Source organism: Streptomyces sp. NPDC018029, assembly GCF_044327655.1.
In the GTDB taxonomy this organism is placed as follows: Bacteria; Actinomycetota; Actinomycetes; order Streptomycetales; family Streptomycetaceae; genus Streptomyces.
The window spans coordinates 580,170-606,238 of record NZ_JBIRFV010000002.1 but is presented as its reverse complement, the minus strand read 5'-3'; the positions used below and the strand labels follow the sequence as shown (position 1 = coordinate 606,238).

20 protein-coding genes and 1 tRNA gene are annotated in these 26,069 nt (G+C 71.4%); 12 read left to right on the top strand and 9 right to left on the bottom strand.

All coding sequences use genetic code 11. From position 1 onward, the window contains the following. Window positions 1-23: 23 nt before the first annotated feature. Together ACH4D5_RS06855 and ACH4D5_RS06850 are read right to left on the bottom strand one after the other, a co-directional pair. Complete coding sequence (locus ACH4D5_RS06855; RefSeq protein WP_398299356.1) at window positions 24-1,823, bottom strand: FAD-dependent oxidoreductase; 1,800 nt, start codon at window positions 1,821-1,823, stop codon at window positions 24-26. A 167-nt stretch (window positions 1,824-1,990) separates the two neighbouring features. Continuing rightward, window positions 1,991-3,064, bottom strand: coding sequence for an ATP-dependent DNA ligase (locus ACH4D5_RS06850; RefSeq protein ID WP_398299354.1), 1,074 nt, complete (start codon window positions 3,062-3,064; stop codon window positions 1,991-1,993). Window positions 3,065-3,138: 74 nt separating this feature from the next. Here ACH4D5_RS06850 and ligD point away from each other — a divergent pair, with 74 nt between their 5' ends. Continuing rightward, window positions 3,139-4,170, top strand: a complete 1,032-nt coding sequence (gene ligD / locus ACH4D5_RS06845; RefSeq protein WP_398299352.1) for a non-homologous end-joining DNA ligase — start codon at window positions 3,139-3,141, stop codon at window positions 4,168-4,170. A gap of 32 nt (window positions 4,171-4,202) precedes the next feature. Next, a complete protein-coding gene (locus ACH4D5_RS06840; protein WP_398299350.1) occupies window positions 4,203-5,084 on the top strand; it encodes a DUF6183 family protein in 882 nt (293 codons plus the stop codon). 83 nt (window positions 5,085-5,167) lie between these two features. Here the strand turns inward: ACH4D5_RS06840 and ACH4D5_RS06835 are convergent, their stop codons facing one another. Together ACH4D5_RS06835 and ACH4D5_RS06830 are read right to left on the bottom strand one after the other, a co-directional pair. Then, window positions 5,168-7,399 carry an OmpL47-type beta-barrel domain-containing protein gene (locus tag ACH4D5_RS06835; protein WP_398299981.1) on the bottom strand — a complete coding sequence of 744 codons (2,232 nt, stop codon included), beginning with the start codon at window positions 7,397-7,399 and terminating at the stop codon, window positions 5,168-5,170. Beyond that, complete coding sequence (locus tag ACH4D5_RS06830) at window positions 7,399-9,924, bottom strand: ThuA domain-containing protein (protein WP_398299348.1); 2,526 nt, start codon at window positions 9,922-9,924, stop codon at window positions 7,399-7,401. The genes ACH4D5_RS06835 and ACH4D5_RS06830 overlap by 1 nt, the downstream gene beginning before the upstream one ends. 199 nt (window positions 9,925-10,123) lie before the next feature. Here ACH4D5_RS06830 and ACH4D5_RS06825 point away from each other — a divergent pair, with 199 nt between their 5' ends. Beyond that, window positions 10,124-11,221, top strand: a complete 1,098-nt coding sequence (locus ACH4D5_RS06825) for a multicopper oxidase domain-containing protein (protein ID WP_398299346.1) — start codon at window positions 10,124-10,126, stop codon at window positions 11,219-11,221. Between the two features lie 54 nt (window positions 11,222-11,275). Here the strand turns inward: ACH4D5_RS06825 and ACH4D5_RS06820 are convergent, their stop codons facing one another. Next, entirely contained in the window at window positions 11,276-12,754 is a 1,479-nt protein-coding gene (locus ACH4D5_RS06820; RefSeq protein ID WP_398299344.1) for a hypothetical protein, read from the bottom strand. Between the two features lie 19 nt (window positions 12,755-12,773). Then, complete coding sequence (locus ACH4D5_RS06815; protein WP_398299342.1) at window positions 12,774-13,496, bottom strand: TetR/AcrR family transcriptional regulator; 723 nt, start codon at window positions 13,494-13,496, stop codon at window positions 12,774-12,776. Between the two features lie 137 nt (window positions 13,497-13,633). Between ACH4D5_RS06815 and ACH4D5_RS06810 the strand changes: the two genes are divergently transcribed. Further along, window positions 13,634-15,091 carry a serine hydrolase domain-containing protein gene (locus tag ACH4D5_RS06810; RefSeq protein WP_398299340.1) on the top strand — a complete coding sequence of 486 codons (1,458 nt, stop codon included), beginning with the start codon at window positions 13,634-13,636 and terminating at the stop codon, window positions 15,089-15,091. 118 nt (window positions 15,092-15,209) lie between these two features. Further along, on the top strand, window positions 15,210-16,244 hold the full coding sequence (locus tag ACH4D5_RS06805; protein ID WP_398299338.1) for a LacI family DNA-binding transcriptional regulator: 1,035 nt from the start codon (window positions 15,210-15,212) through the stop codon (window positions 16,242-16,244). An 81-nt stretch (window positions 16,245-16,325) separates the two neighbouring features. Here the strand turns inward: ACH4D5_RS06805 and ACH4D5_RS06800 are convergent, their stop codons facing one another. Then, the gene (locus tag ACH4D5_RS06800; RefSeq protein ID WP_398299336.1) at window positions 16,326-17,567 is read right to left on the bottom strand and encodes a glycoside hydrolase family 64 protein; all 1,242 of its coding nucleotides are present in this window, start codon (window positions 17,565-17,567) and stop codon (window positions 16,326-16,328) included. Window positions 17,568-17,823: 256 nt separating this feature from the next. On the opposite strand from ACH4D5_RS06800, the gene ACH4D5_RS06795 reads away from it, so the two are divergent. Both ACH4D5_RS06795 and ACH4D5_RS06790 read left to right on the top strand, forming a co-directional pair. Further along, on the top strand, window positions 17,824-18,621 hold the full coding sequence (locus ACH4D5_RS06795; RefSeq protein ID WP_398299334.1) for a VOC family protein: 798 nt from the start codon (window positions 17,824-17,826) through the stop codon (window positions 18,619-18,621). A 242-nt stretch (window positions 18,622-18,863) separates the two neighbouring features. Further along, window positions 18,864-19,112 (top strand): WhiB family transcriptional regulator, encoded by a 249-nt coding sequence (locus ACH4D5_RS06790; RefSeq protein WP_398299332.1) that lies wholly within the window; start codon window positions 18,864-18,866, stop codon window positions 19,110-19,112. Between the two features lie 17 nt (window positions 19,113-19,129). On the opposite strand, the gene ACH4D5_RS06785 is transcribed toward ACH4D5_RS06790, so the two are convergent. Continuing rightward, a complete protein-coding gene (locus tag ACH4D5_RS06785) occupies window positions 19,130-21,601 on the bottom strand; it encodes a hypothetical protein (RefSeq protein WP_398299330.1) in 2,472 nt (823 codons plus the stop codon). Between the two features lie 94 nt (window positions 21,602-21,695). Further along, window positions 21,696-22,154 carry an Lrp/AsnC family transcriptional regulator gene (locus ACH4D5_RS06780; protein ID WP_398299328.1) on the bottom strand — a complete coding sequence of 153 codons (459 nt, stop codon included), beginning with the start codon at window positions 22,152-22,154 and terminating at the stop codon, window positions 21,696-21,698. Window positions 22,155-22,282: 128 nt separating this feature from the next. Between ACH4D5_RS06780 and ACH4D5_RS06775 the strand changes: the two genes are divergently transcribed. The 5 genes from ACH4D5_RS06775 (at window position 22,283) to ACH4D5_RS06755 (ending at window position 26,014) form a co-directional block, all read left to right on the top strand. After that, window positions 22,283-22,966 carry an AzlC family ABC transporter permease gene (locus ACH4D5_RS06775; RefSeq protein WP_398299323.1) on the top strand — a complete coding sequence of 228 codons (684 nt, stop codon included), beginning with the start codon at window positions 22,283-22,285 and terminating at the stop codon, window positions 22,964-22,966. After that, window positions 22,959-23,288 (top strand): branched-chain amino acid transporter permease, encoded by a 330-nt coding sequence (locus tag ACH4D5_RS06770; RefSeq protein ID WP_398299321.1) that lies wholly within the window; start codon window positions 22,959-22,961, stop codon window positions 23,286-23,288. The genes ACH4D5_RS06775 and ACH4D5_RS06770 overlap by 8 nt, the downstream gene beginning before the upstream one ends. A gap of 101 nt (window positions 23,289-23,389) precedes the next feature. Then, a tRNA-Ala gene (locus ACH4D5_RS06765) sits at window positions 23,390-23,461 on the top strand. 29 nt (window positions 23,462-23,490) lie between these two features. Next, a complete protein-coding gene (locus ACH4D5_RS06760; RefSeq protein ID WP_398299319.1) occupies window positions 23,491-24,831 on the top strand; it encodes an SDR family NAD(P)-dependent oxidoreductase in 1,341 nt (446 codons plus the stop codon). 16 nt (window positions 24,832-24,847) lie between these two features. Then, the gene (locus tag ACH4D5_RS06755; RefSeq protein WP_398299317.1) at window positions 24,848-26,014 is read left to right on the top strand and encodes a ribonuclease inhibitor; all 1,167 of its coding nucleotides are present in this window, start codon (window positions 24,848-24,850) and stop codon (window positions 26,012-26,014) included. The last annotated feature ends 55 nt before the right edge of the window (window positions 26,015-26,069 follow it).

The window sequence follows — 26,069 nt, the reverse complement described above, 5'->3', positions numbered from 1 at the left end:
CGAACGCGCCCGAACGCAGCGCGTCAGCCGAGATCGAGGGCGTTCGGCAGCCCGAGCCGGTAGCGGGTGCGGTCGTGGCGCTTGAGGGCCTCGATCGCCGGGACGCGGTGCAGCGGCCGCACCGTGCACGGCTTCTGGTCCGAACCGATCTGCTTCAGGAGGGCGTTGACCGCCTGGCGGGCCGAGGCGTTGGCGCCTTCCATGGTCGCCAAATCGATGTCTACGGAGACGTAGTCGCCGGAGAGGAAGAGGTTCGGGATCTTCGTGGCGGCCGACGGGCGGTTGTGGAACGTGCCCACCGGGTGGATGAGGAGCTGGTCCTCGTTGGTGGGGTTCGGCGTGCCCAGGCCGTCGACGCCCGGGTCGAGGAACCACGAGTGGAGCTTGCTGTCGCTGAGGACCGTCTTCCCGGTGTCGTTGAGGGCGGCCTTGAGCTGCGCCCACACCTCCTTGGCGACCTCGTCGCGGGTGCACTGCTTGGCCGTCTTGCCGTACAGGATTCCCGGCTTGTCCCACTCGGAGATGTCCACCGACAGACAGTCGACCGCGACGCCGTCTCCGTAGTCGGCGGGGAAGTCGCGCTCGGGCCAGTGGCCCGCCTGGGCGATGCCGGTCAGCGACCAGGGCGAGTCGATGAGGTTGAAGTGGCCCTTCACGACGGGCGGGCGCTCGGTCAGATAGAACTGGATGCCCGTCATCCAGTCAGTCTCCAGCTTGTCGCAGCGCGCCAACTGCGGGTCGGCCGCCTTCAGTTCCCTGCTCCACGTCCGGCGGGCGTGCTCCACCGGCATGGCCTGGACGTAGTGGTCGGCGGTGATGTCACGCCGTACGCCGTCGGGGTCCTCGATGACCGTCTTCGTGATGCGGCCGCCGCCGAACGCCAGCTCGCGGACGGTCCAGCCGATGCGGAACTCCACGCCCAGCGACTTGAGATGGGTGACCCAGGGGTCGATCCACGCCTCGTTCGTCGGCGCGTTCAGGATGCGGTCGGGCGGGCCGTCGGCGCCCTGGCCGAGCGCGTTGAGGACGAACGCCTCGCCGAGCGTGCCGACGGTGCGCGTGCTCGCCTCCTCGGCCTTCGTCGCCACGATGTTGCGGGTCACGCCGATCACGAGGATGCGCTGGTAGTCCTTGGACATGCGCTCGGCGCGGGTGAAGTCCCACCAGGGCGTCGACTCCCAGTCGTCGTCACGGCGTTCGTCGCAGCTCGTGAAGAAGACCAGGGCGCGGTTCACGAAGTACGCGGCCTCGTGGGCCGGCAGGTTGAACGCGGTGTCGAGCAGCGCGGTGAGCGCCCGCCGGATGTCGTCCAGGGTGAGCTTCTCCGGCTCGCTGCCCGGCCACGGGATCGGCATCCTGATGTCCTCGCGGCCGGTGCGCGCGAACGACATCTCGCGGGGCGCGATCAGGTTGTCCCACACGCCGTTCGCGTTCCCGGGGAACGGGATGCGGCGCATCGTATCCGGGAGGTTGTGGTAGATGCCCGGGATGAACCGGAAGCCGTGCTCACCGGGCAGCGGCTTGCGGTTGCCCTTCGCGCTGCCCGGCACGTCCATGCTGCGGGCCTTGCCGCCCAGCTCCCTGCGCTCGTAGACCGTGACGGCGAAGCCGCGCTCGGCCAGTTCGTGCGCGGCCGTGAGCCCGGCGACGCCACCGCCGAGCACGGCCACCGACTGCTTCGCGCGCGGTGCGTCCGGCGTGGCTGCCGCCGCGGGCAGCGCCCCGGCCCCCGTCCCGACTCCCAGCGCGGCCGCCCCGCCCACCGCCGCGGCTCCCGCGACGAACCCCCGCCGCGTGCTTCCCTCGGCACCGCTGTGCCCCATGCCCCGCCCCCCTTACCGTCGGTAACTGACGTGTCAGGCGCAGGAGCATACGGTCACGGCCCAGGGGGCGGAAGCTACCCGGGTGCTGAATCGAACAATGGCGTGATTATGGTGGTCCTTGAGGCGCTCGGCAACGGGTGCGGTGAACGGGGGGTGCGGGTGCGCGGTCAGCCGGTGGTGGTCCCCAGCGCGTCCGCGAGGTCGTACCGCACCGGCTCCTCCAGCTGCGCGTACGTACAGCTCTGCGGGGTCCGATCCTCGCGCCACCTGCGGAACGCGGCCGTGTGGCGGAAGCGCCGCCCGCCCTCCATGTGGTCGTACGCCACCTCGCAGACGAGCTCCGGGCGCAGCGGCACCCAGGAGAGGTCCTTCTTGCCCGACCAGCGGCTCGGGGCGCCGGGCATGCGGGCCGTCTCGTGCGCGGCCTCGTCCGTCCAGGAGGCCCACGGATGCCCGGCGGCGGACTCCATCCGCAGCGGCTCCAGCTCCTCGACGAGTTCGGCCCTGCGCTTCATGGAGAAGGCCGCGCACACGCCCACGTGCTGCAGGGCGCCCCCGTCGTCGTACAGCCCGAGGAGCAGCGAGCCGACGACGGGCCCGCTCTTGTGGAAGCGGTAGCCCGCGACCACGCAGTCCGCCGTGCGCTCGTGCTTGACCTTGAACATGAGGCGTTCGTTCTGGCGGTAGCGCAGGTCGAGCGGCTTGGCGATCACGCCGTCGAGGCCCGCGCCCTCGAACTGCTCGAACCACACCTGCGCCACCTCGGGGTCCGTGGTCGCGGGCGCCAGATGGACGGGCGCCGTGACACCGGCCAGCGCCTTCACCAGCAGGGCGCGCCGGTCGGTCAGGGGCGCGTCGAGCAGCGCCTCGTTCCCCAGGGCGAGGAGGTCGAACGCCACGAACGAGGCGGGCGTGCGCTCGGCCAGCGTCGCCACGCGCGAGGCGGCCGGGTGGATACGCTCCGTGAGCGCGTCGAAGTCGAGATGGCCGTCCCGGGCGATCACGATCTCGCCGTCCACCACGCACCGCTCGGGCAGCCGCTCCCGCAGGGCCGTCACCAGCTCGGGAAAGTAGCGGGTCAGGGACTTGCCGGTGCGGCTGCCGAGCTCGATCCCGGCGCCGTCGCGGAACACGATGGAGCGGAACCCGTCCCACTTGGCCTCGTACTGCATGCCCGGCGGAATCTTCTTCACGGGTTTGGCGAGCATGGGCTTCACGGGCGGCATCACCGGCAGATCCATGGTCCGATTCTGCTCCGGAATGTCACTTGTCGCCCGGTGTGCGTGGAATGTCAGAGGCGCTTAGCGTGGCTCGCATGGGTGCAGCCAAGGGCAAGAGCGCGGCCGTGGAGATCGACACGGGGGAGCGGACGGTGCGTCTGTCCAGCCCGGACCGGGTGGTCTTCCCCGAGCGTGGGTTCACCAAGCTGGACGTCGCCGAGTACTTCGTGGCCGTGGGCCCCGGCATCCTCCGCGCGCTCCGGAACCGCCCCACGACCCTCCAGCGCTACCCGGAAGGGGCGGCCGGCGAGTTCTTCTACCAGAAGCGCGTCCCGAAGAACCACCCCGACTGGATCCCCACCGCCACCATCGCCTTCCCCAGCGGCCGCACCGCCGACGAGATGTGCCCGACCGAGGTGGCCGCCGTCATCTGGGCCGCCCAGTACAACGCCCTCACCTTCCACCCCTGGCCGGTACGCGGCGACAACCTCGACCACCCCGACGAGCTCCGCATCGACCTCGACCCGCAGCCCGGCACCGACTACACGGACGCGGTACGGGCCGCCCACGAACTGAGGGCGGTCCTCGACGAGTTCGGCGGCCTGGTCGGCTGGCCCAAGACGTCGGGCGGGCGCGGCCTGCACGTCTTCGTGCCCATCGAACCGCGCTGGACCTTCACCCAGGTGCGCAGGGCCGCGATCGCCTGCGGACGGGAACTGGAACGGCGGATGCCGGACGCGGTCACGACGGCCTGGTGGAAGGAGGAGCGGGGGCAGCGGATCTTCGTGGACTACAACCAGACGGCGCGGGACCGCACGATCGCCTCCGCCTACTCCCTGCGCGCCCGCCCGCACGCCCCTGTGTCGGCCCCGCTGCGGTGGGACGAGGTCGAGGACGCCCGCCCCGAGGACTTCGACCTCGCCACCATGCCGGGCCGCTTCGCCGAGGTCGGAGACCTCCACGCGGGCATGGACGACCGGGCCCACTCGCTCGAGGCGCTCCTGGAACTGGCCACCAAGGACGAGCACGACCACGGCCTCGGCGACCTGCCCTACCCGCCGGAGTACCCGAAGATGCCGGGCGAGCCGAAACGCGTCCAGCCGAGCCGCGCGAAGCACGAGGAGTGAGGAGCCCGGTGCTCGGCTCGTAGTCTCCCGGTGTGAGCGATGACCACACGATCCTGGCACGCGCCGCCGAACTGGCGAGAAGCCGGTCCCTGGCGCAACTCGAACCGCTCTTTGCCGAGGCCCCGCGCAGCGCCACCGACCCGGAGGCCGAGCTGCGGGCCTGCCTCCTCGGCGAACTGTCGCTGCGGGGAGTGCCGTGGCGGCAGCGGCCCGCGCTCGACGCGTACGCAGAGCGGCTGCGGGAGGCGGGGCACCCGCTGGCCCGGCTCCCGGAGACGCGGCTCGACATCGAACACCGCTTCGGGGCGCGGACGCGCGGCGTCGGGCCCGTGCGGTCGGCAGGTCAGCTGCGGGCGCGCTTTCCGGAGGTCCCGGCCTCCGAGCGCGGGACGGCCGCCGGGCGCACCGCGCGGGAGGCACCGGACGCGACACGCTCACGGGCGGCCGCCGGAGCGTTCACCGCAGGAGGCTGGACGTGCGAACCGGAGGTCCGGTTCTTCACGCTGCCGCGGCCGCTGGCCGGGGACGACTTCGGGATGTCGTTCCTCCAGGAGCTGCCGCTCGACTGCCTCGCGGGGGAGATGGGACCGGGCGGGCTGACGGCCTGTGTCACGGCGGCGGACGACGCGCTCGACGCGCTGTACTCGGCGGCGGCCGCCGGCGGTGTCAACGGCCGCCCCCTGTACGGCGCCTACGCCCGGCTCCACGCCTGGCAGGGCCTGTACGCCCTCCTTGACCTGCCGTGGGACACATCGTTCCTGGACGCCGTGCGGTACGCGGCCGGGTGCCGGTGGCTGCGCTTCATGGCGTTCACGCGCTGGTTCCGGCACGACACGGCCGACGTGGGCCTCGCAGTGCTCGACCCCTCCGGCACACAGGTGTCGGTCCTTGCGGCCACGGACACCGACGACTAGACCCCGCATCAGCACCCCACCGCGACGGCGCCCCCGCCCCGTGCGGGGGCGAGGGCGCCGAAGCGGAACGGCAGGAGGCTCGGCTACAGCTCCTTGATCCGGATGTCCCGGTACGACACCACGTCCGTCACGCCGTGGACCTGGAGCCCGACGTAGCCGGAGGCGTACCTGCGGCCGTCCGTGCCCGGGTCGTCGGCGCGCGGCGGCGTGAACTCCTGGCCGCCGGTGTTGTCGAACTCGTTGATCAGGACGCCGTTGCGGTAGACCGAGTAGTGCTGGTCCACCACCCGGATCTCGTAGTCGTTCCACGTGCCCTTCGGAGTGACCCCGGCACCGGCCAGACCCACCCGGTCGAAGCCGTAGATCGACCCCGTCTTGTACATGTCGCCGTCGGGCCGGTCGTGGACCTGCACCTCGTGCCCGTACTTGATGGCCACCCACTCGGGCCGCGACTCCTCCGGGTGGTCGTGGACCTGCGGGAAGCGCACGAAGACACCGGAGTTGGTGTTGCCGTTGCCCGGCGCGTCGTCCCGCCACTGGAGCTTCAGCGAGAAGTCGCCGTACTTCCGCTCGGGGAACCAGAGCATGCCCATGCCCGGGACCGTGGTCGAGCTGGTGATGGTGCCGTCGGCGTTGAGACCGAACTTGCCGCCGCCCACTTGCTCCCACTTGGCGAGGGACGCCGCGGTGCCGTCGAAGAGCTTGCGGTAGCCCTCCGTCTGACCGGGCTTGCCGATGCCGGACTGCTTGGCGGCGCGGTTGATCTTGTTGTACTCACGCTGGTCGATCTCGCCCGCCCTCAGGAGCTTGTCCGTCACGCTCTTGACGTGCTTCAGGAAGAGCGCGTGCGACGTCCACTCCTTCTCGTCCTCGATCAGCTCACCGATGCGGCAGCGGTTGTTCGTGACGCGGTTGGGGATGCCCGTGTCGACCGTGCCCACAAACACCGTCAACCGCTCGTCGTACTCGGGGCAGTTGGGAGCCGGCACGCCGCCGCCCTCGGCCACGGTGAAGGCCACGGTCTTCGCCGCGGCGGCGTTGCCCGCCTTGTCGCTCGCCCGGTACGCCACCGTGTGGCGGCCCGCGCGGTCGACGACGACCGGCGCCTCGTACGCGAGGTAGGGGCCGCCGTCCAAGGAGTACTCGACCTTGTCGACGCCCGAACCGGCGTCCGTGGCGGTGACCGTCACCTTCGCCTTCCCGAGGTAGGCCCCGTCCGAGTCCTTGTCGCCCTCGACCTTCGCCGACGTCTCCGGAGGCGTCCTGTCCTCCACGGGCGGCGTGACGACCGTGAAGTCGACGGCCTTCTCGGCGGACGTGTTGCCCGCCTTGTCGGACGCGCGGTAGCGGACCTTGTGGGCGCCCGCCTCGTGGACCATGACCGGCGCGGTGTACGCGGTCCAGGCCCCGGAGCCGATCGCGTACTCGATCTTGTTGACGCCGGAACCGGTGTCGGACGCCGTCACCGTGACCGTCGCCATCCCGACGTACTGCCCCTGGTCGTTCTTCTCGCCGGTCACCGTGGCCGACGTCTCCGGAGGCGTCCTGTCGTCCGTCGGCGGCGCGACGACCTTGAAGTCGACGGCCTTCTCGGCGGACGTGTTGCCCGCCTTGTCGGTGGCCCGGTAGCGGATCCTGTGGGTGCCGACCTGGTCGACGACCACCGGCGCGGTGTACGGCTGCCACGCGCCGTCCGCCCCGACCGCGTACTCGATCCTGTCGACGCCCGAACGCTCGTCCGTCGCCGTCACGGCCACGGAGGCCGAACCGACGTACGCGCCGTCGGCGTTGGTCTGACCCTCCACCTTCGCCGAGGCCGCCGGCGCCGTGGTGTCCTCGCCGCCGCCCTCGGTCACGACCAGGATGCCCTGCATCGCACCGTGGCCGGGGATGGTGCAGTGGTAGCGGTAGCGGCCCGGGGTGAGCGTCACCTCGGCGGTGTGCTTGCCGCCCTGGTCGTCGTTGGGGTTGGCCAGGATGTTCAGCGGGACGTCGTTGTTGTACTCCGGGTCGGAGACGTCGAAGGTCAGCGTGTGCGGCATGCCCGTGGTGTTGCCGGTCGCCTCGCTGTTCTCGAAGACGATCGTCGTCGGCCCCGCCACCGCCGTCGTGGGCGCCGACTTGTACTTGGCGATGTCGTTGTCGGCGGTCCAGGTCAGGGTCTGCGCGGCGGCGAGCCCGGTGTTGTCGGGCCGCGCCGTCGCCGCGGTCGACGTCAGCCCGAGCACCATGAGGAGCGCGGCGAACAGCGCTGTGAGCAGTCTTCGTTTCCGAACGGCCCGCCTCCGTGCGGCCCGCTGCGTCGGAGATCGCATCATCCCGCCTTCCTTGCCAGGTCGTCGGCGGCCGGCGTCGCAGCCCCGCCCTTGTACGTCACGCGCCACAGCGCCGACTTGGCGTCCGAGGTGAAGAAGCCGCGGCCGTAGTCGAGGACGTACAGCGAGCCGTCCGGCGCGAACTTCCAGTCCATGAGGTTCTTGATGCCGTCGTTGCCGGTCGGAATGATCTTCTTCAGGGATGCGGCGTGGACCGGGAGGCCGCCGCTGCCGACCGTCTTCGGATCGGTCACGACCGCGTGCCGCGGCTGGTCGCCGTCGTAGAAGTCGCCGACGAACCACTTCCCGTCCCAGTACGAGGGCCACTTGTCGGCGCTCGTGCTCGCCGCGTCGTAGCGGTAGACCGGGCCGTTCATGGTGGCCTGGCCGCCGCCCTTGAGCCACGGCAGGAGCAGCTTCTGCTCCTCGGTCTTGTAGCTCGGCACGCCGTTCGCGTCGCGCGGGTAGTCGACGCCGCCGCCCTGCGGCGAGTACCAGATGTTGTTCGGCTCGGCCGGCGGGATGTTCACCAGGCCGTCGTTGTTGGGCGACTCGTTCTTGAGGTTCTTGCAGTCGTACCAGCCCAGCGGCTTCGTCGGGTCCGGCAGATTCCGGTCGCGGTAGGGCTGGTTGTTGCCCATGCAGTACGGCCAGCCGCGGTTGGAGGCGTGGGTGATCGCGGCGAACGTGTCGTACTTCGCCGGGCCCCACGTCGTCGACGGCGCGCCGGCGTCCGGGCCGACCCAGCCCGCGTACAGCGTGTCGGTCTTCTTGTCGATGGAGATGCGCGCCGGGTTCCTGACACCCATCACATAGATCTCGCCGCGCGTCTTGCCGCCGCCCTCGGCCTGCTCCTTGCCGGTGAAGAGGTTGCCCTCGGGAAGGGTGTACGTCCCGTCGGCCTCAGGGTGGATGCGCAGGATCTTGCCGTTGAGGTTGTTGGTGTTGCCCGCGGTGCGGCGGGCGTCGGCGAAGGAGACGCCCTTGAAGTTGGGCTGCGGGTTGTTGCCCGAGTAACCGCCGGTGAATCCCGAGGAGTTGTTGTCACCGGTTGCGATGTAGAGGTTGCCCTTGGAGTCCCAGGCCATCCCGCCGCCCGCGTGACAGCAGCTGTGGATCTGCACCGGCCATTTCAGGAGCACCTTCTCGCTGCCCATGTCCAGCTTGTTCGTGGCCCGGTCGAGCGTGAAGCGGGAGACGTACCGCTCGGCCATGTGCGTCTCGCGGTTGATCCTCGAGTGGGGTGTGTAGTGCAGGTACACCCACCCGTTCTCCTCGAACTTCGGGTCGAGCTCGATGCCGAGCAGGCCTTCTTCGACCTTGATGAGCTCGTCGCCGCCGCCCTTGTTGCCGAAGACCGTCAAGGCGCCCGCGAGGGTCACTTTCTTGGTCTTCGGGTCATAGACGTGGATCTCGCCCGTGCCCTTGCCGATGTCCGGGTTGTTCCAGTCGGTGACGACCGGCTGGGAGGAGTCGGCGCCGCCACGCCCGATGTAGAAGACCTTTCCGTCGGGCGCGGTGACCAGGCCGTGCGGCTCGCCGATCTGGTCGTTCTTGCCCGGCTGGTTGGCCTGCGTGAGGCGCTCCGCCTTGTAGTGGGCGTTGATCGTGCCCTTGCAGTCGGCACGCGCGATGCGGGTCGTCCACAGCAGGGCGCCCCGCAGATGGTTGCGGAAGTCCGCTTCGTCGTACGACGCCGCGGTGCCGCCCATGCCGGTGTAGAAGGAGCGTCCGCCGTCGTAGTCGCGGCACCAGGACACCGGGTGGTCCCAACCGTTCGCCCCGGAGCCAGGCTTGTATGTCGTCTCTCGTACACGGGCGACCGTATGCACTTCACCCGAGGGGTTCTTCTCCCAGTTCAGCCACCGGTCGGGGCGCTTCCACTGGAGGGGCAGCTCCTTGGTCGCCGGGTGCTCGCGGTCGCCGACCTCCACGGTCGCGCGCTGGACATCCGTCGGGCTCGCGTCGGCGGGCCTGGCGCCGATCAGGCCGGTGAACCAGTTCGAGTACGGCTCGGCGCGGGCCGCGTCGTGGATGCCGAGGAAGCCGCCGCCGGCCTCCATGTAGGCCTCCAGGCCCGCCTCCTGCTCGGGGTCGAGGACGTCACCGCCGCCGGTCAGGAAGGCCACGGCGTTGAACTTCCCGAGCCTGGCCTCGTTCGTGAAGACGGCCGGGTCGTCCGTCGCCTCGATCCTGAACCGCTGGGCGGCCGGGCCCGACCGGCCGATCCTCTCGATCGCCTCGATGCCGGCGTTGACCACCGGGGACTCGTCGCCGCCCGCCGCCGAACCGTGGAAGACCAGGACCTTGACGTTGGCCCCGCCGGGCGGCGAGGGGACGGACATCGTTGTCGGCGGCGGTTCCGGGTACGGCCGCGCGGCAGCGGCCTGCGCCGAGAGCGCCCCGGTGACCATGGCTCCGGACAGCAGCGCGGCCGTCCAGGCCCGGCGCGAGCGGTTCGGTCTGTGTCGTGCTCGGATCGACCCTCGTACGGTCAAGGGCTCTTGATGCGGTGTGCGCCGCATGAGTACACCCACCCCTCGTCGGTCACAGCAACAGCGCCGACGAAGCTAGACCTCTTTTCGCAACTCGCCAATAGGTATCACCGCGATAGCACGAACTTTGTCCTGCCTGTGGATAAACGAAGGTCCGGCCGATACCGTGTGGCCGTCCCCGGGGCCTCCTGCGCCCCGTCAGTTGCCGTACCGCAGTGGGGAGTTCGTCATGGGCCGGCGGAACCGACAGGATCTCGACAGGCGGAGCTTCAACCGGCGGATGCTGGTGGGCGGCGCGGCAGCGGCGGCCGGTGTGACATCGTTGTCGATCGCGGGCGCGCCCGACGCGAGCACGGCGGACGCGCCGCGGACCGCCCCCGCGGGCGGCGAGGTCAAGCGCATCAAGATGTACGCGGAGAAGCTCCCGGACGGGCAGATGGGGTACGGCCTGGAGAAGGGCAAGGCCTCCATTCCGGGGCCGCTCATCGAGCTGAACGAGGGCGACACCCTGCACATCGAGTTCGAGAACACGATGGACGTGGCCGCCAGTCTGCACGTCCACGGCATGGACTACGAGATCTCCAGCGACGGCACCAAGCACACCAGAAGCCACGTCGAGCCGGGCGGAAAGCGCACCTACACGTGGCGCACGCACGCCCCGGGCCGCCGCAAGGACGGCACCTGGCGCCCCGGCACCGCGGGCTACTGGCACTATCACGACCACGTGGTCGGCACGGATCACGGCACCGGCGGCGTGCGCAAGGGGCTCTACGGTCCGCTGATCGTGCGCCGCAAGGGCGACCTGCTGCCGGACAAGACCTTCACGATCGTCTTCAACGACATGACGATCAACAACAAGTCCGGCCACGACAGCCCCACCTTCGAGGCCACGGTGGGCGACCGGGTCGAGTTCGTCTCGATCACCCACGGCGAGTACTACCACACGTTCCACGTGCACGGTCACCGCTGGGCGGACAACCGCACGGGTCTGCTGACCGGCCCCGACGACCCGAGCCAGATCCTCGACGACAAGATCACGGGCCCGGGCGACTCCTTCGGCTTCCAGGTCATCGCCGGCGAGGGCGTGGGAGCCGGGGCCTGGATGTACCACTGCCACGTGCAGAGCCACTCGGACATGGGAATGGCGGGCCTTTTCCTGGTGAAGAAGCCGGACGGAACGATCCCGGACTATGAGCCACACCATGGGGCGCGGTCCGGGAAGTCGTCGAAGGAGCCGTCCGGGTCGTCCTCCGGGAAGTCGTCATCCGGCAAGTCTTCCTCCGGGAAGTCGTCGGAAGGCGCCGCCGGGGAGCACGCGCACCACTAGTGACCGCCCCGCGAATAGCGACCGCCCCGCGAACCGGCGACGCCCCCTCCTCCTTCAGCTACGGTCGCGTACCCGCTCCAACAGCTCCTCCAGCGCCTCGTCGAGATCGTCCAGGTCGGGGTGGCCCTCCGGGTTCTCCCAGCGGTCGACCCAGCCGGTCGCCGCCAGGCGCTCCAGCCGCTCGGCGAGTCGGGGCCGGACGTCCTCGGGGAGGCTGAACCGCACGTCCATGGCCGCCAGTTGCAACGCCTTCAGGAACTCCCAGTGCACGTCGGGTGCGTCGAACTCGGTGAGCAGCCGGTCGTACGCGTCCGGGGCGCCGTGTTCCAGGGCGTACTGGAGGGTGGCGGCCCTGATCCCCGGCTCGGGCGAGCCGGCGTGGCGTGCCATGGCGTCCGCCACGGTCCGGGCGGCGGGCAGTTCGGGGCGGGCCAGGCCGGCCAGGCTCCCGGCGGCGGCACCGCGCACCCCGACGTCGGAGTCGTGGTCAAGCCGCTCCACGAGGGCGGCCACGACCCGGGTCTCCGCGGGGGTGCGAGGGGCCAGCAGCCCCAGGCCCGACGCGGCGCAGGAGCGCACGTCGGCGTCGGCGTCGCGCAACCTGGCGAGGAACAGGTCCACCGGCGGGTCCGGCAGCCGCGCGACCAGGTGCAGCTGGATGTAACAACCGAGGAGCTGGAACAGGACGAACGGCGGCTGCTCGCGCGCCAGCAGGCGGTCGAGGACCTCGCGGGTCCGCCCGCGCCTGAGCACGTCGTCCCGCATGATCTGGTGGTGCAGGGTCTCGACGCCGAGGACCACCCGGTCGTCGTCCGCGCTCATGCAGAGCGCCAGCGTCTCGTCGACCTGTACGCCGTGCCGTGCGCGGTCCGTCCACGACTCGGTGTCGGGCTCGTCGACCAACGGGGCGATGCGGACGAGGCGTTCCTCGCTGTCGGGGGGCCAGGCCAGGGCGCTGTCCAGAACCGCGCGCGTCTCGCCCCGCACCCGCTCCGCCTCCTCGGCGGACAGCGGTTCGTTCCTGCGCACCACGAGCGACGCCAGGAGGACGGCGATGTCGAACGCCAGCTCGCGGATGAAGGTGCCGGGCCGGCCGAGACGGTCGAGCCCCTCGGCGGTCCAGCCCTCGCCGCGCAGATACCTGAGACGCTCCCGCATGTCGTCGCAGAGGTCCGCGCCGATCTCGCTCGGCGCCGGGGGCCCGCCGAGCTCCGCCACGAGACCGGTCCACGCCCGCACGAAGCCCTCCGGGTCGTCCAGATGCTCCGCGACGATGCGCGCCGTGCGCTCCCGTATCGCCGTGTCGCGGCGCAGCGCGACCGCGAAGCCGTCCACCACGGTCTCGTGGAAGTCGTCCGCCCACGGCTCGCGCGCCACGGCCGCCGCCAGCTCCCGGAGCGCCCACTTCAGGTCGGCTCTCTCCGCCGCGTCGACGGCCGCCTTGGCCCGCACCGCCACGTCCGGATCCCGCAACGCGCCGGCCAGCTCCTCGTGCAGCTCGGCCTGCCTGCGCTCTCTCCGCTTCTTGAACATGGGGGCAGGGTATGCGTGTTCAGGCGGTGAGCCGGGCCGTCAGGCCGTCGAGGACCCGGTCGAGCCCATAGGCGAAGTCGTCGTCGCGGATCCGCTGCGGGTCCACGTCCTGCCGGGCGGAGCTTCCCTCCCGCAGCCGCGGGTGCCCCTGTGACGCCGCGTCGAGGGCCGGGCGCAGGTCCGCCACCCACTCCCGCTCGGTCCTGCCGCTGCGCGCGATCAGGGAGAGGTACGCCGCCTCGGAGGCCGCGATCCCGACGACGTACGCCGTGAGGGTCCCCACGGCCCGGTCCTGCTCCTGTGCGGGAAAGCCCGCGGCCTCGAACTGCGCGAGCAGCCCCGAGGACATCCGCAGGGCGTTCGGACCGATGTGGACGAGGCCGACCTGGCCCAGCTCGGGGGCGATCCAGGGGTGGCGCAACGCCATCGCCCGCAGATCGCCCGCGGTGCGGGTGACTGCCGCGCGCCAGCCGGCGGGGTCTGCGGCGGGGACCCGCAGCTCTCCGAAGACGTCGTCCACGACCAGCTGGATCAGCTCGTCCTTGTTGGCCACGTGCCGGTAGAGGGAAGTGGCCGCGGCGTTCAGGCGTGTGCCGAGCTTGCGCATGCTGAGCGCCTCGATGCCCTCCGCGTCGAGCAGTTCGATCGCCGTGGCCACGATGTGCTCGCGGGTCAGCTGCTCCCGCTGCCGGGGCCGCGGACGGGTCCACACCGATGCGGTCGGCTTCCTGTCGGTCGGCATGCGCCCCTCGTCTCTCGGTTCTCCTCGCGGTCTGCCTCCCCGACTCTAGTGCACACCGTTCGCGGTTGCGTACAGCGTTTCGCTGTGCGTACAGTGTTCGCAACGGAGAACGCCGTACGCATCGAGTGGGGGACACCATGCCGAAGACCGCCGTGAACTGGGACGAGCGGGGCAGCTGGGGCGCCGAGGGCGCGTGGGGGAGCCGGAGTTCGGGCGGCCGGAAGCTGGACCTCGCCCACTGGCAGGCCCGCCTCGACACCTTGCGCGCCGAGCACCACGTCCCGGCCGCTTCGCTGGCGATCATCGTCGACGGGACCGTCCACGAGCTGGCCGGCGGAGTGCTGCACCGCGGCACGGGGGTCGAGGCGACGACCGACTCCGTCTTCCAGGTGGGATCGATCGCCAAGATGTACACGGCCACCCTGATCATGCGGCTCGCCGAAGCGGGCGAGCTCGATCTGGACGCACCGGTCGTCGACGTGCTCCCGGAGTTCTCGGTCGGCGACCCCGAAGCGACCAGGGCGATCACCACGCGCCGGCTGCTCAGCCACACCAGCGGCCTCACCTGCGACTTCACCTATGACAGCGGCCGGGGTGACGACTGCCTCGCCCGGTACGTCGAGGCCGCGAAGGACGTGGCACTCGACTGCCCGCCCGGCACCGCGCTCTCCTACAGCAGCGTGGGGTACAACGTGCTCGGCCGGATCATCGAGGTGGTGACCGGCAAGGTCTGGGACGAGGCGCTGAGGGAACTGCTCCTCACCCCGCTCGGCGTCACGCACACGATGACGCTGCCCGAGGAGGCACTGCGGTTCCGCGCGGCGATGGGGCACCTGGGCGAGGCGGGCCAGGATCCGGACCCGGCGCCCTCCTGGGACCTGATGCCGCGCTCCGCGGGCCCGTACGGCAGGGTCATCGCCACGGCCGGGGACGTCGCCCGGCTCGCGAAGCTGCACCTCGACGGCGGCGTGGCGCAGGACGGCACGCGCGTGCTCGCCGAGGAGACCGTCGCGCTGATGCGGCGGCGCGTGGTCGACTCCCCGGACAAGTGGACCGTCAGCGCGGACGGCTGGGGACTGGGCTGGACCCTCTACGACTGGGACGGCGTCCAGGGCTACGGCCACGACGGCGCCTCCATCGGGCAGTACGGCTATCTGCGCGTGGTGCCGTCGGCGGGCGTCGCGGTCGTGCTGCTCACCAACGGCGGCGGCGCGCGCGAGCTGTACGGCGCGCTGTTCCGTGAACTCCTCGCCGAGCTGGCCGGAGTGACGATGCCCGAGCCCTTCGCCCCGCCGGCCGAGCCGCCCGCGGTCGACCTCGCGCCGCTCGTCGGCACGTACCGGCGCGAGGGTGTGGTCATCACCGTGACCGAGCGGGACGGCGCGGGACACGCGGTGTACGAGTTCGTCGACGGCATGAAGGACTTCTCCGAGCCCCTGGAGATCGATCTGGTGCCGGTGACGGACTCGGTCTTCGCGGGCACGGGGGTGGGCGCGGCGTTCAGCGAGGACTACATGCCTGTCGTCTTCTCCACGCTGCCGGACGGTACGGGCTGCGTCTACATCGGGATGCGCTGCGGCCCCAAGGTCGCGTAGTGCTGCCGGGGAGGCCGCGAACCGCCCGTCTCCGGCGACGACTTCGCCCTCGCCGGGCGGTCCCGGGAGCCGATACGGGAAGATGCCTCCTGAACATCGTCAGGGAGGAGTGACCGAGGTGACCGAGGAACCGCGCCCGACCCTGGAGGCCGTGGCAGCCCGTGCCGGGGTGTCCAGGGCCACCGTCTCGCGTGTCGTCAACGGCGACCCAGGGGTGCGGGAGGTACTTGCCGAGAAGGTGCGGCACGCGGTCGACGAGCTCGGCTACGTCCCCAACCGCGCCGCCCGCAGCCTGGTCACCCGGCGCCACGACGCGGTTGCCGTGGTGATCGCCGAACCGGAGACACGGGTCTTCGCCGACCCGTTCTTCGCGCTGCAACTTCGGGGCATCAGCAAGGAGTTGACGGCGAACGACATCCAGCTCGTGCTGCTGCTCACCGAGGGGCGGGACGACCACGAGCGGGTCGGCCGCTATCTCGCGGGCGGTCACGTCGACGGCGCCCTCGTCTTCTCGCTGCATCTCGACGACCCGTTGCCCGGCATCATCCGGCGTGCCGGGGTGCCCACCGTGTTCGGCGGCCGGCCCGGGTGGCCGCAGGCGGGGCCGGGCGAACCGGGCGTGGCGTACGTCGACTGCGACAACCGCGGCGGTGCGCGCGAGGCCGTGCGCCACCTGGCCGGCCTCGGCCGCGGCCGTATCGCGCACATCACCGGGGCACTCGACCAGACGTCCGCGGTCGACCGGCTCGACGGCTACCGCGACGTGCTGGGCGACGTCGATCCGCGGCTGATCGCCGAGGGGGACTTCACCCCGGCGGGCGGGGAGCGCGCGATGCGTGAACTCCTCGACCGCGTACCGGAACTGGACGCCGTCTTCGCCGCCAGCGACCTGACCGCGTCCGGCGCCCTCCGCGTGCTGCGCGAGCGGGGCAGGAGGGTGCCGGACGACGTGGCGGTGGTCGGGTTCGACGACATGCTTCCGGTGGCCGAGCAGACCGATCCACCGCTGACGACGGTCCGTCAGGAGATCGAGGAGATGGGCCGGTTGATGGCCGGGATGCTGCTGCGCGGCAGGGGAGGGGCGGAACCCGTCCCCGTCGAGCCGGCCGGTGTGGTCCTGCCGACGTCCCTGGTGTGCAGGGCCTCGGCGTGACCGGTCCGCCGGAGCCGGCCCGTCCGGCGGGGTGGGTGGCGCGTGACGGGACGGGTGGCGCGTGACGGGGTGGGTGGCGCTTCAGGACCCCACGCTCACCGTGAACCGTCGCGGGTTCCCGTCGTGCGCCGCCCCCGACACGTCCGGCTGCCCGTCGGGCCGCACGTCGTCGTACGGAAACGCGTACCCGATGGGGGAGTTGGCGTGCACCACGCGTGACCAGTGGTTGGTCACCGCGTCCCGGTAGTAGTCGGCTGTGCTCGTGCCGTTCGGCTGCTGGGGGTGGGTGAGCATGATGCTGCGGTTGAAGCCGGCCGCGAGCCGGGCGAGCAGGCCCTTCTTGTCGTCGGGGTCGTTCGGGTTGTTGGCGAACGGACCGTGGTTGCAGGTGAAGATGTCCTTCGAGGTGGGCTTGGTGAAGGAGTGACCGCCGTTGAACGTCAGTACGTCGCCGCTGACACGCCCGGTGAACACGCCGCGGCCGCCCTGGAGGTCGATCTTGAGGTCGGTGCCGCGGTACTTGTCCCACACCTTGTCGATGTAGCCGTTCCACACGTCGCGGAACGGCATCTGGTCAGGCCTGTCGAAGTACGGCGCCATGAGGTTCTGCGGCGAGATCACCCGCAGCACGCCGCCGTCGTCGCCGCGGATGACCAGCTTGTCCCACGGCTGCCCGTCCTTCGCCGCCTGCGCCGCGAGGTCCGCCGCGATCCTGCCGACGGCTCCGTCCGGCAGCGGGGCGACGGTGTGCCTGGCGTCGCCCTCCAGGGTCAGGCCGATGGGCAGCGCGGTGACGAGGTCGACGTAGCTGATGTTGGCGTAGAGCTGCTGGGGGTTGAAGGTGAACTCGCAGAACGACCACGTGCGGCCGTAGTTGGGGTCCGCGCGGGTGGCGAAGGCCGGTTCGACCAGCGCGGGGCCCGGGTTGAGGAAGAAGTCCAGCCTGTCGTCGCGTACGAAGTACACGCGCGCGCCGAACATCTGAGGCAACGTCAGGACCTTGGGTGCCGATCCCGCGGCGCCGAGCGGGATGGCGCAGTCGACGGGCAGCGGGGTCTGCGGGGCCGAGGGCGACTCGGGGCGGTAGACGCCGCCGTCCGGCTTGAGCAGCAGCCAGCGGCCGGTGCCCTGTTCGTGCCCGGTGACGTAGGCGCGGACCTGTCCCGGCAGTGACTTGTTCACCAGGGCGAGTTCGCAGGTGGCGGGGGCGGCGGCCGTGTTGCTCGCTCGGGCGCCGGGGCTGAGGGCGCTGCCCCAGGCGGGGTAGGTGAGGGCGCTCGCGGCGCCGGCTGCGGAGGTCAGGAACGTTCGACGCGATATCACGGAAGGTCTCCTGCGCGGTTGCGTGGGGGGAGGGGGTGGGGGAGGGAGAGGGGGGTCCGGGGGTGGTGCACCACTGTCCCGACGCGGGAATGCGGCGTCAAGAGTTGTGACTGAGAGCGCTCTCAAAAATGTTGTTCCTTCACATAATGGCGACGTCAGGGCTCCTGGAGGCGGCCGTGGCCGAGAGGAGGCGGATTGTCAGTGGCGGGTGCCAGACTCAGAAGTGCGGAAGAGAGATGCGACAAAGGAGTCGATCATGCTCAATGACCGTTTTCTCACGGGAGCCCCCGTCTGGGTGGACTCGTGTGCGCCTGACCTCGACGGCGTCAGCGCCTTCTATCGGGAGCTGTTCGGCTGGGAGCTCCAGCGGGGTCCGGCGGAAGTGGGCGGCTACAGCCAGTATCAGCTCGGCGGCCGCACCGCCGCGGGAGCGATGGCCATGCCGGCGGACGAAGCGCCGCCGTCCTGGACGCTGTATTTCAGGACGCCTGACGTGGACGCCACGGTGAAGTCGGCGGAGCAGGCCGGTGGCGGCACGCTGTTCGAGGCCGCGGACATCCTCGACCTCGGCCGCATGGCGGGTCTCTCCGACTCCGCGGGCGTGCCGTTCTCCTTGTGGCAGCAGGGAGAGCTGAAGGGCCTTGATGTCCTGAACGAACCGGGCGGGCTGGTCTGGACCGAGCTCTACACCCCGGACGTCCCCGCCGCCCTCCGGTTCTACGGCTCCGTGTTCGGCTGGCAGACCACCGAGGCCACCTTCCCCGGCGGGACGTACACGATGGTGCACCCTGCGGACGGCACGGCGGACGACATGTTCGGCGGCGTGGTCCCGCTGGCCAGTGACCCCTCCGAAGGCGACGGGGCGTATTGGCTGCCGTACTTCCAGGTGGACGACTGCGACGGCGCGGTCGCCAAGGCCCGGCAGGGCGGCGGCGAGGTGCGGATGGAGCCCGTCTCGATGGAGGGCGTCGGCCGCTTCGCAAAGCTGGCGGACCCGGCGGGCGCACGGTTCGCGGTACTGCAGCCGTCGCCTCCGGCGGAGCAGGGCGCATAGCGCGAGCAGGCCACACCAGCACACGGGGCAGGGACCCTGCCCGACCGACAGGGCCCCTGTCCGCTGCGGCCGTCCGTCTCCCCCCTCACATACCTCCCCCCGAACCCCACAGTTTCGCCCCGCCCCTCCACGGGCAGTCCTCAGCGGGGCACCGGCCCCGGCACCGGCACCGGGGCGCGGGGCAACCGGGCGTTGATCGTTCGTTGATTGCTTGTTTCGCGTGGTGGGACAGCATCGGTGGCATGCAGATCGAGATGACAGCCGAGCCGGAACTCGCCTGGCAGGAGCAGGCCCTGTGCGCCCAGACCGGCGCCGACTTCTTCTTCCCCGAGCCCGGGAGCTCGGTGCGCGAGGCGAAGGACATCTGCCAGATGTGCGAGATGCGCACGGCTTGCCTGGAGTACGCACTGGCCAACGACGAGCGGTTCGGCGTCTGGGGCGGCCTCTCCGAGAAGGAGCGGTACGCCCTCAGACGCGAATCCCGCGCCTGACCCAGGCCCACGGGCCATCAGGCGTACGCGACGACGAATCGCCGGGTCCCCGCGGGGACCCGGACGTCGTCGCCGGAGACGGGCAGCTCCCGGCCGTCCGCCGACACCGACCGCACCTGTCCGAAACGGCACGGATAGACGTAGCGCACGCTGTCCGGGGCCTCCGTGACCTCCACCGTCACCGTCCGCCTGCCCGCGTCGTGCGTGAGCCGGTACCCGAAGGGTTCGCCGAACAGCGTCGGAGCGGACTCGACGGCCACCGTGTCGCCGTCCGGCACCCAGTGGGGCCGTACGCCCGGCGCGATGTACACATGCGGATCGTGGTCCTCGTCCGCCTCGAAGAGCAGGATGTCGCGGATCAGGAGCAGATATTCGGCGGCGGCCCAGCCGTGCGGGATGTCCCCCATGTACCAGGGGCGGGACGGCACTTCCCGGAAGTCCGACGCGACGGTGAAGGCGTGCTGCTCGTTCCACGCGCCGAGCGCCACCGCCCGCTCCTCCGTCCGCGGGAACGCCGCCCCGACGATCCAGCCGAGCAGCTCGTCCATCCGCCCGGGGTCACCCGCCAGTAGGTACGCGTGCGCCAACTGTGTCGTGAGATAGGGCCCGTAGGCGTTCCACGCGGCCTCGTGCCGGTAGCCGCCCGACACGAAGTGGGCGTACATCGTGTCGAGGGTGAAGCGCGCCGCCGCGTCGATGTCCGTGCCCAGCTTGCTGCCCATGTGCAGCCGCAGCGGGTGGAAGAACGCCGCGGTGCCGATCATCGTCGAGTCGAGCCGCCCGACGTCGCCGGGCCCGGTCGGGATGTACGTCTCCCACGCCCCGCGCCCGCGCTGCTCCGCGAGGACCCACCGCACCGAGGCCGCCGTCGCGCGCTTCACGTCGTCGAAGGCGGCCCAGAGTTCGGGCACGTCGGGCGAGCCGATGCGCTCCGCGAGCCGCGCCGCCTCGTACAGACCGGCCAGCGCCCACAGGTCGTCCCAGTAGTGCGGCTTGTCGCGCTCGCCCAGGTGCTCGGCGCTCCAACCGCTGTGCAGCAGCCCGTACTGGTCGCGGTTGTCGCGCAGCCAGCGGGCGCCGTCGATGACGTACGGCGTGTAGAGCTTCGCGCCGAACGCGGCGGCGCGGCCCTTCGTGCGGTCGAAGCGGCCGATCGCCCAGAGCGCCTGGCCGTTGCTGTCCCACTCGCGGTCGTCCCGCTCGTGCGGCCCGCCGTAGAAGCCGTACTCCGCGCACGGCCCGATGCGGCCGGTGCCGCGGTTGAACTTCAGCGGGTAGTGCGTGCCCAGCTGGTGTTCGGCGAGCGCGCCGTCACCCACCAGCGAGCAGGCGGTGGCCTCGACGGACGAGTCGCGGATCCAGAACGAGTCGTAGACCGTCGGGCCCGGGTGGATCTCCCCGTGATCGGAGAGGATGAGCAGCTGCGAGCGCGACTCGCGGAAGAGGTCCGTCAAGTGCGCGACAGGGCGCGGCAGTTCCGGCTGCAGGCCCTGGTCGATCAGCTTCGACGTCCAGAAGGCCCGGTTGGCCTCCTCCAGTTCGGCGGCCGGCGTGGCCCTGATCTCGGCCAGGTCGTCGGCCCCGCTGTACAGGTCGACGGGCAGCCGCACATCCAGCTCGAACATCTCGTCGTCGATGACCCGGAACGGCCAGGCGAACGCCGCGCTGCACAACCCCGCGACCTGGTCCTGCGCCTGCCCCGCACCGTTCAGCTTGCCGCCCGTGACCAGGTCGTGGAACGGGTTGCGCGCCAGATACGAGTCCGGGTCGTGGCTGAAGTCGGGGTTGCCGTACACGCCGTACTGCTCGGGCGCGGTGTCGAACACCGGTCCCCAGCCGCTGTTCGTCTCCACCCGGTTCTCCAACGGCAGATGCCGTAGGAACGTCAGCCTCCGGTCGGTGATCTGCCGGCCGTTGCGGTCGTGCCGCTGGAAGCCGCTCGGGCCCGCGGGCATGACCGCCGCGCACAGCCAGCCCTCGCGCGGCTGCCCGGTCGCGGAGCCCACCGTCACCCGCGTGACGACGAGGTCGCGCTGCCGCGCGCCCACGGCCGTCGCGAAGGTGCGCTGCACGAACGCGACACCGTCCGGCGTGCGGAAGTCCGTGAGGACCACCGGCAGGTGCGGGGCCTCCATGCGCTGCGACACCGTGCCGCCGTCGGGCAGCTGCGGCAGGCGCAGGGCGCCCGTCGCCGGGTCGTACAGGAAGAAGGCCAGGCAGTACTTGTCGTAGACCGGCTCGATCTCGCCGGCCTGCCCGATCAGGGACTCCTGACGGTGGTCCTTCACGCCCACCATGTGCCAGTAGCGGTACAGGGCGTTGGAGGCCAGGGCGGCCTCCTTCGATTCGTACGTCCCGGAGTCGAAGTCGTCGCTCCAGCGCCGGAAGGCCTGCTGCGCCCACCACGGCACGGGACAGGGCACCCGCCCCCTGGCCGCCCAGCTGCGCCACATGACCTCGTAGAACATCCACTCATGGGTCTGCGCCATGGGTTCCACCCCCGGTGCCCACCGTTGCACCGCGAGAGGCGTTCGTAAATCGTGTGCCCCCGGTTCTCGGGCCAGGGCCCCCGGGCCCCCCGGGTCAGGGTCCCGGCTTGACCGTCTTCATCGTCAGGTGCGAGTCGACACGCAGGACGCAGGGGAGGCCGGTGAGCTTGCCGGTGAGGAAGGCCTCGTAGGCGGCGTGGTCGGCGACCGCGACGCGGATGAAGTAGTCGGGGCGGCCGAACATGCGCCGCACCTCTATGACCTCCTCGTAGGAGGCCACGACCTCTTCGAACTCCAGGTACGTGTCGCGGTCGTTGGCGCTGACCTCCACGTCGATGAGGACTTCGAGGCCGCGCCCGAGCGCCGCGGTGTCGATGACGGCGTGATAGCCGGCGATGACGCCCGCCTCCTCCAGGCGTTTGACCCGGCGCAGACAGGGGGGCGCGGTCAGGCCCACGCGTTTGGCCAGCTCGACGTTGGTGAGACGGCCGTCCTGGCGCAGGTGAAACAAAATTTCGTGGTCCAGGGCATCAAGGCGGATTTCATTGCTCACGGGCTCATCATAGGGCCACTATCCGCAACCAAATTAGGTGTGGATCTTCATAAAATGTCGGCATGCGAATAGCACCACCCGTCGCCGATGACACTTCTGTGTCCGCTTCCGTCCCCCCTCCGCGCCCCATGTCAGGGCTGCGGACCGCGCTCGGGGACACCGCATCCGTGGGACTCGCGTTCCTGCCGCTCGGTCTCGCCTTCGGGGCTCTCGTCACCCATTCCGGGCTCGACTGGTGGTGGGCGGGCCTGTCCGCCGCGCTCGTCTACGCGGGCTCGTTCGAATTCCTGCTCATCGGCATGGTCGCCGCCGTCGCCCCACTGGCCTCGATCGCCGGGGCCGCCTTCATGGTGAACGTCCGGCACGTGTTCTACGCGCTGTCCTACCCGCTGCACCGTGTCCAGGGGCGGGTCGGCAAGGCTTATGGCACCTTCGCGCTCAGCGACGAGGCGTTCGCCCTGACCTCGGCGGAACAGGCCCGCTCCTGGCCGGGGCGGCGCATCCTCGGGCTGCAGCTCCTCCTGCATCTGTACTGGGTGGCCGGCTCGATCGCCGGTGCGCTGCTCGGCTCGCTCATCCCCGACAGCGTCCGGGGCCTGGACTTCGCGCTGACCGCCCTGTTCACCGTGCTCGCCGTCGACGCCGTACGGGACCTGCGCGGCGATCTGCCCACGCCCGTACTCGCCCTGTTCAGCGCCCTGTTCGCCCGCCTCGTCTTCCCCGGCGAGCTGCTCCTGGCCGCCTTCGTCCTGTTCACCGTGGGGCTCCTGGCCCGTCACCTGGTCACCCGGAGGATGCCGCGCCATGCCTGACGCCAGGTACGCCATCGCCGCGGTCCTCGTCACCGCCGCCGTCACCTGGGCCCTGCGCGCCCTGCCCTTCGCCGCCCTCGTCCCGCTGCGCGAGAGCGGCACCGTCCAGTACCTCGCCGCCCGCATGCCCGCGGGCGTCATGGTGATCCTCGTCCTCTACTGCCTGCGCGACCTCCCCCTCGCGGGCAGGTCCGCCCTGGCCCCGATCGCGGCCGTCGCCGTCACCGTGGGCCTCCATCTCTGGCGCCGCAACGCGCTGTTGAGCATCCTCGGCGGCACCGCAGTCCACGTGGTCCTGGCCAGTACCGTCTTCGCCCCCTGAGGGCCCGTGCGGGTGAGCGCCGCCGCCCGCGAAAACCGAAGCGACACAGGCGCGCGCCCCTGGTTAAGATCCGGGGGCCGCACGCCGGGCGTGCGGCGGGAGGTCCTGTAGAGCAGAGGCAGACTCACCGCCATGGCATGGCGGGTACGCCGGTTCGAATCCGGCCGGGACCACGAGCACGGAACACACGGGGCGGGAACACATGGGTGAGAGCGGCGGGGTCGGCGAGGCGGACCTCGCGGCCTTCCACGACCTGGTCGGCAGACTCCGGGAGCTGCCCGTCGACGACCCGGCGCGGTTGCGCGCCGAGCAGGTCGCCGCCTCCTTCGCCCGCGACGGACGGCTGCGCAGACGCAAGGCGCGCGGCGCCGAGCTGTCCGCAGCCGACGCGGCCGCCATGGCCGCCACCGCGACCGGCGCGGACGACCGCCGCGAGGACGCGCCCCTGTCCGCCCCCGGCACGGGCGGCGTCTTCCGGCGCCCACGCCCCTGCTATGTCTGCAAGACGGTGTATCGACAGGTCGACTCCTTCTACCACCGGCTCTGTCCGGACTGCGCGGCCGACAACCGCGCCCGGCGCCGGCTCACCACGGACCTTCGCGGGCGGCGCGTCCTGCTCACGGGCGGCCGGGTGAAGATCGGCTTCCAGCTGGCCCTGATGATGCTGCGGGACGGCGCCGAACTCCTCGTCACCAGCCGCTTCCCGCACGACACCGTGCGGCGCTTCCGTGCGGCACCGGGCAGCGCGGCCTGGCTCGACCGCCTCACCGTGCTCGCCGTCGACCTGCGCGACCCACGCCAAGTGCTCGGCCTGTGCGAGGAGTTGCGGCAGACGGGCGATCCCCTCGACATCCTCGTCAACAACGCGGCGCAGACGGTCCGGCGGCCCCCCGAGTCCTACGCGGCTCTCGCGGCGGGGGAGAGGGCCGAACTGCCCGCGCTCGCCCGGAGAGCGCCGGGATTCCAGCCGATGCGGGCGGTGGCGGGCGCCGCCGGACAGGGTGCCCTCGCGCTCGTCCTGCGCGACGCCGACGAGGCCGGGCTGCTCCCCGACCCCGCCCCTGAGAACTCCTGGTCCGCCCGGCTCGGCGGCCTCGACCCCGCCGAAGTCCTGGAGACCCAGCTGGTCAACGCGCTCGCCCCGGCCCTGCTCTGCGACCGGCTGCTGCCCCTGCTGCTCGCGTCGCCGCGCCCCCGCACGTACATCGTGAACGTGACAGCGGTCGAGGGCCGCTTCGCCGTGCGCAACAAGACGGCCGGGCACCCCCACACGAACATGGCGAAGGCCGCCCTGAACATGCTCACCCGCACCAGCGCCGCCGAACTCGCCGAGCAGGGCGTGCACATGTGTGCCGTCGACACCGGCTGGATCACCGACGAGAACCCCGCGCCGAAGAAGGACCGCATCGCGGGCGCGGGCTTTCGCACGCCGCTCGACGTCGTGGACGGCGCCGCCCGGATCTACGACCCGATCGTGCGCGGGGAGGCGGGCGCGCCCGTCTCGGGCGTGTTCCTCAAGGACTACCGCGAGGCGCAGTGGTGACCGAGGCAGTACAGCCATGAGCGAGTACGGCCTGCCAGCCGGAGTGCCGCACGTCGTGCCCCGGCCGGTGGGCGAACTGGCACCCCTGCTCGACTGGTTGAGGTCAGGGAACCCGGCGGCCGAACGCCTCGACTTCACGGCGGGTACGGCGCTGCCCGACGGGCGGCTCGACCTGTGCAAGCAGGCGATCGGCGCACGGGGCGCGGCCCTCGTCGCCGAGGCGCTGCGCGACACCGGGGGCGCCTCGCCCGTACGCCACCTGCTGCTCGGCACGGACGGCCTCGGCGACACGGGAGCCTCGGAGGTGACGGGCAGCGTCGGCGAGAGCGGCATCGAGACCCTCTACCTCGGCTGCAACGGCATCACGGCGGGCGGCGCCTGCCGTATCGCGGACCAGCTGCGCGCCTCGCCGCAGGTCGTGACCGGCGTCTGGCTCAAGCGCAACCCGCTGGGTCCGCAGGGCGGCCGCGCGGCGGCCGAACTGATCGCGTCCGTACGGTCGTTGCGCACCCTCGATCTCGTCCAGACCGGCCTCGACGCGGCCGGACTCGCCGTCCTCGCCGACGCGCTCCTCGCAGCCGCCGGCACCGGGCGGCACGTCGAGCGGCTCTTCCTGGGCGGAAACCCGCTGGGGCGGGACGGCGCGGCACCGCTTGCGGAGCTGATCGCCCACGGCGCGGTACGTGAGCTGTACGTGTCGGCGGCGAGGTTGGGCGACGAGGGAGCACTGCTGCTTGCCGCCGCGCTGGAGCGCGCCCCGCACGGCGGGCTCGACCGGCTGTCCGTCGCCGGCAACGGCATCGGACCGCGTGCGGCGGCCGGGCTGGTCGCCGCGTCGGTGTCCGCCGGGGTGGAGCTGCTCGATCTGGGCCGGGTGCGGGCCGCCGGGGTGCTCGGCGCGGCCGACAATCACTTGGACGACGAGGCGTCCGAAGCCGTCGCGGCCTCGCTCGCGGCGGGCGAGCACCGCTTGGCCCACCTGGTGCTCACCCACACCGGCATGCGCAGCCGGGAGGCCCACCGGCTCCTCGACACCGCCGAACTGGCGCGCACCCCGACGCGGTTCGTGCTCGGCCGGGGCATCGCGGCGAGCGTCAAGCGCCGTCTCGCGGCGTTGAGCGCGGACATCCCGGCGCCCCGGGTCGCGCCGGACGTCGCGGCGGTCCGCAGCGTCCACCGCTGACCCGGGGCGGGATCGGGGGCCGTGACCCCGGGCGGGCGAGGCGTACGATCTTCCG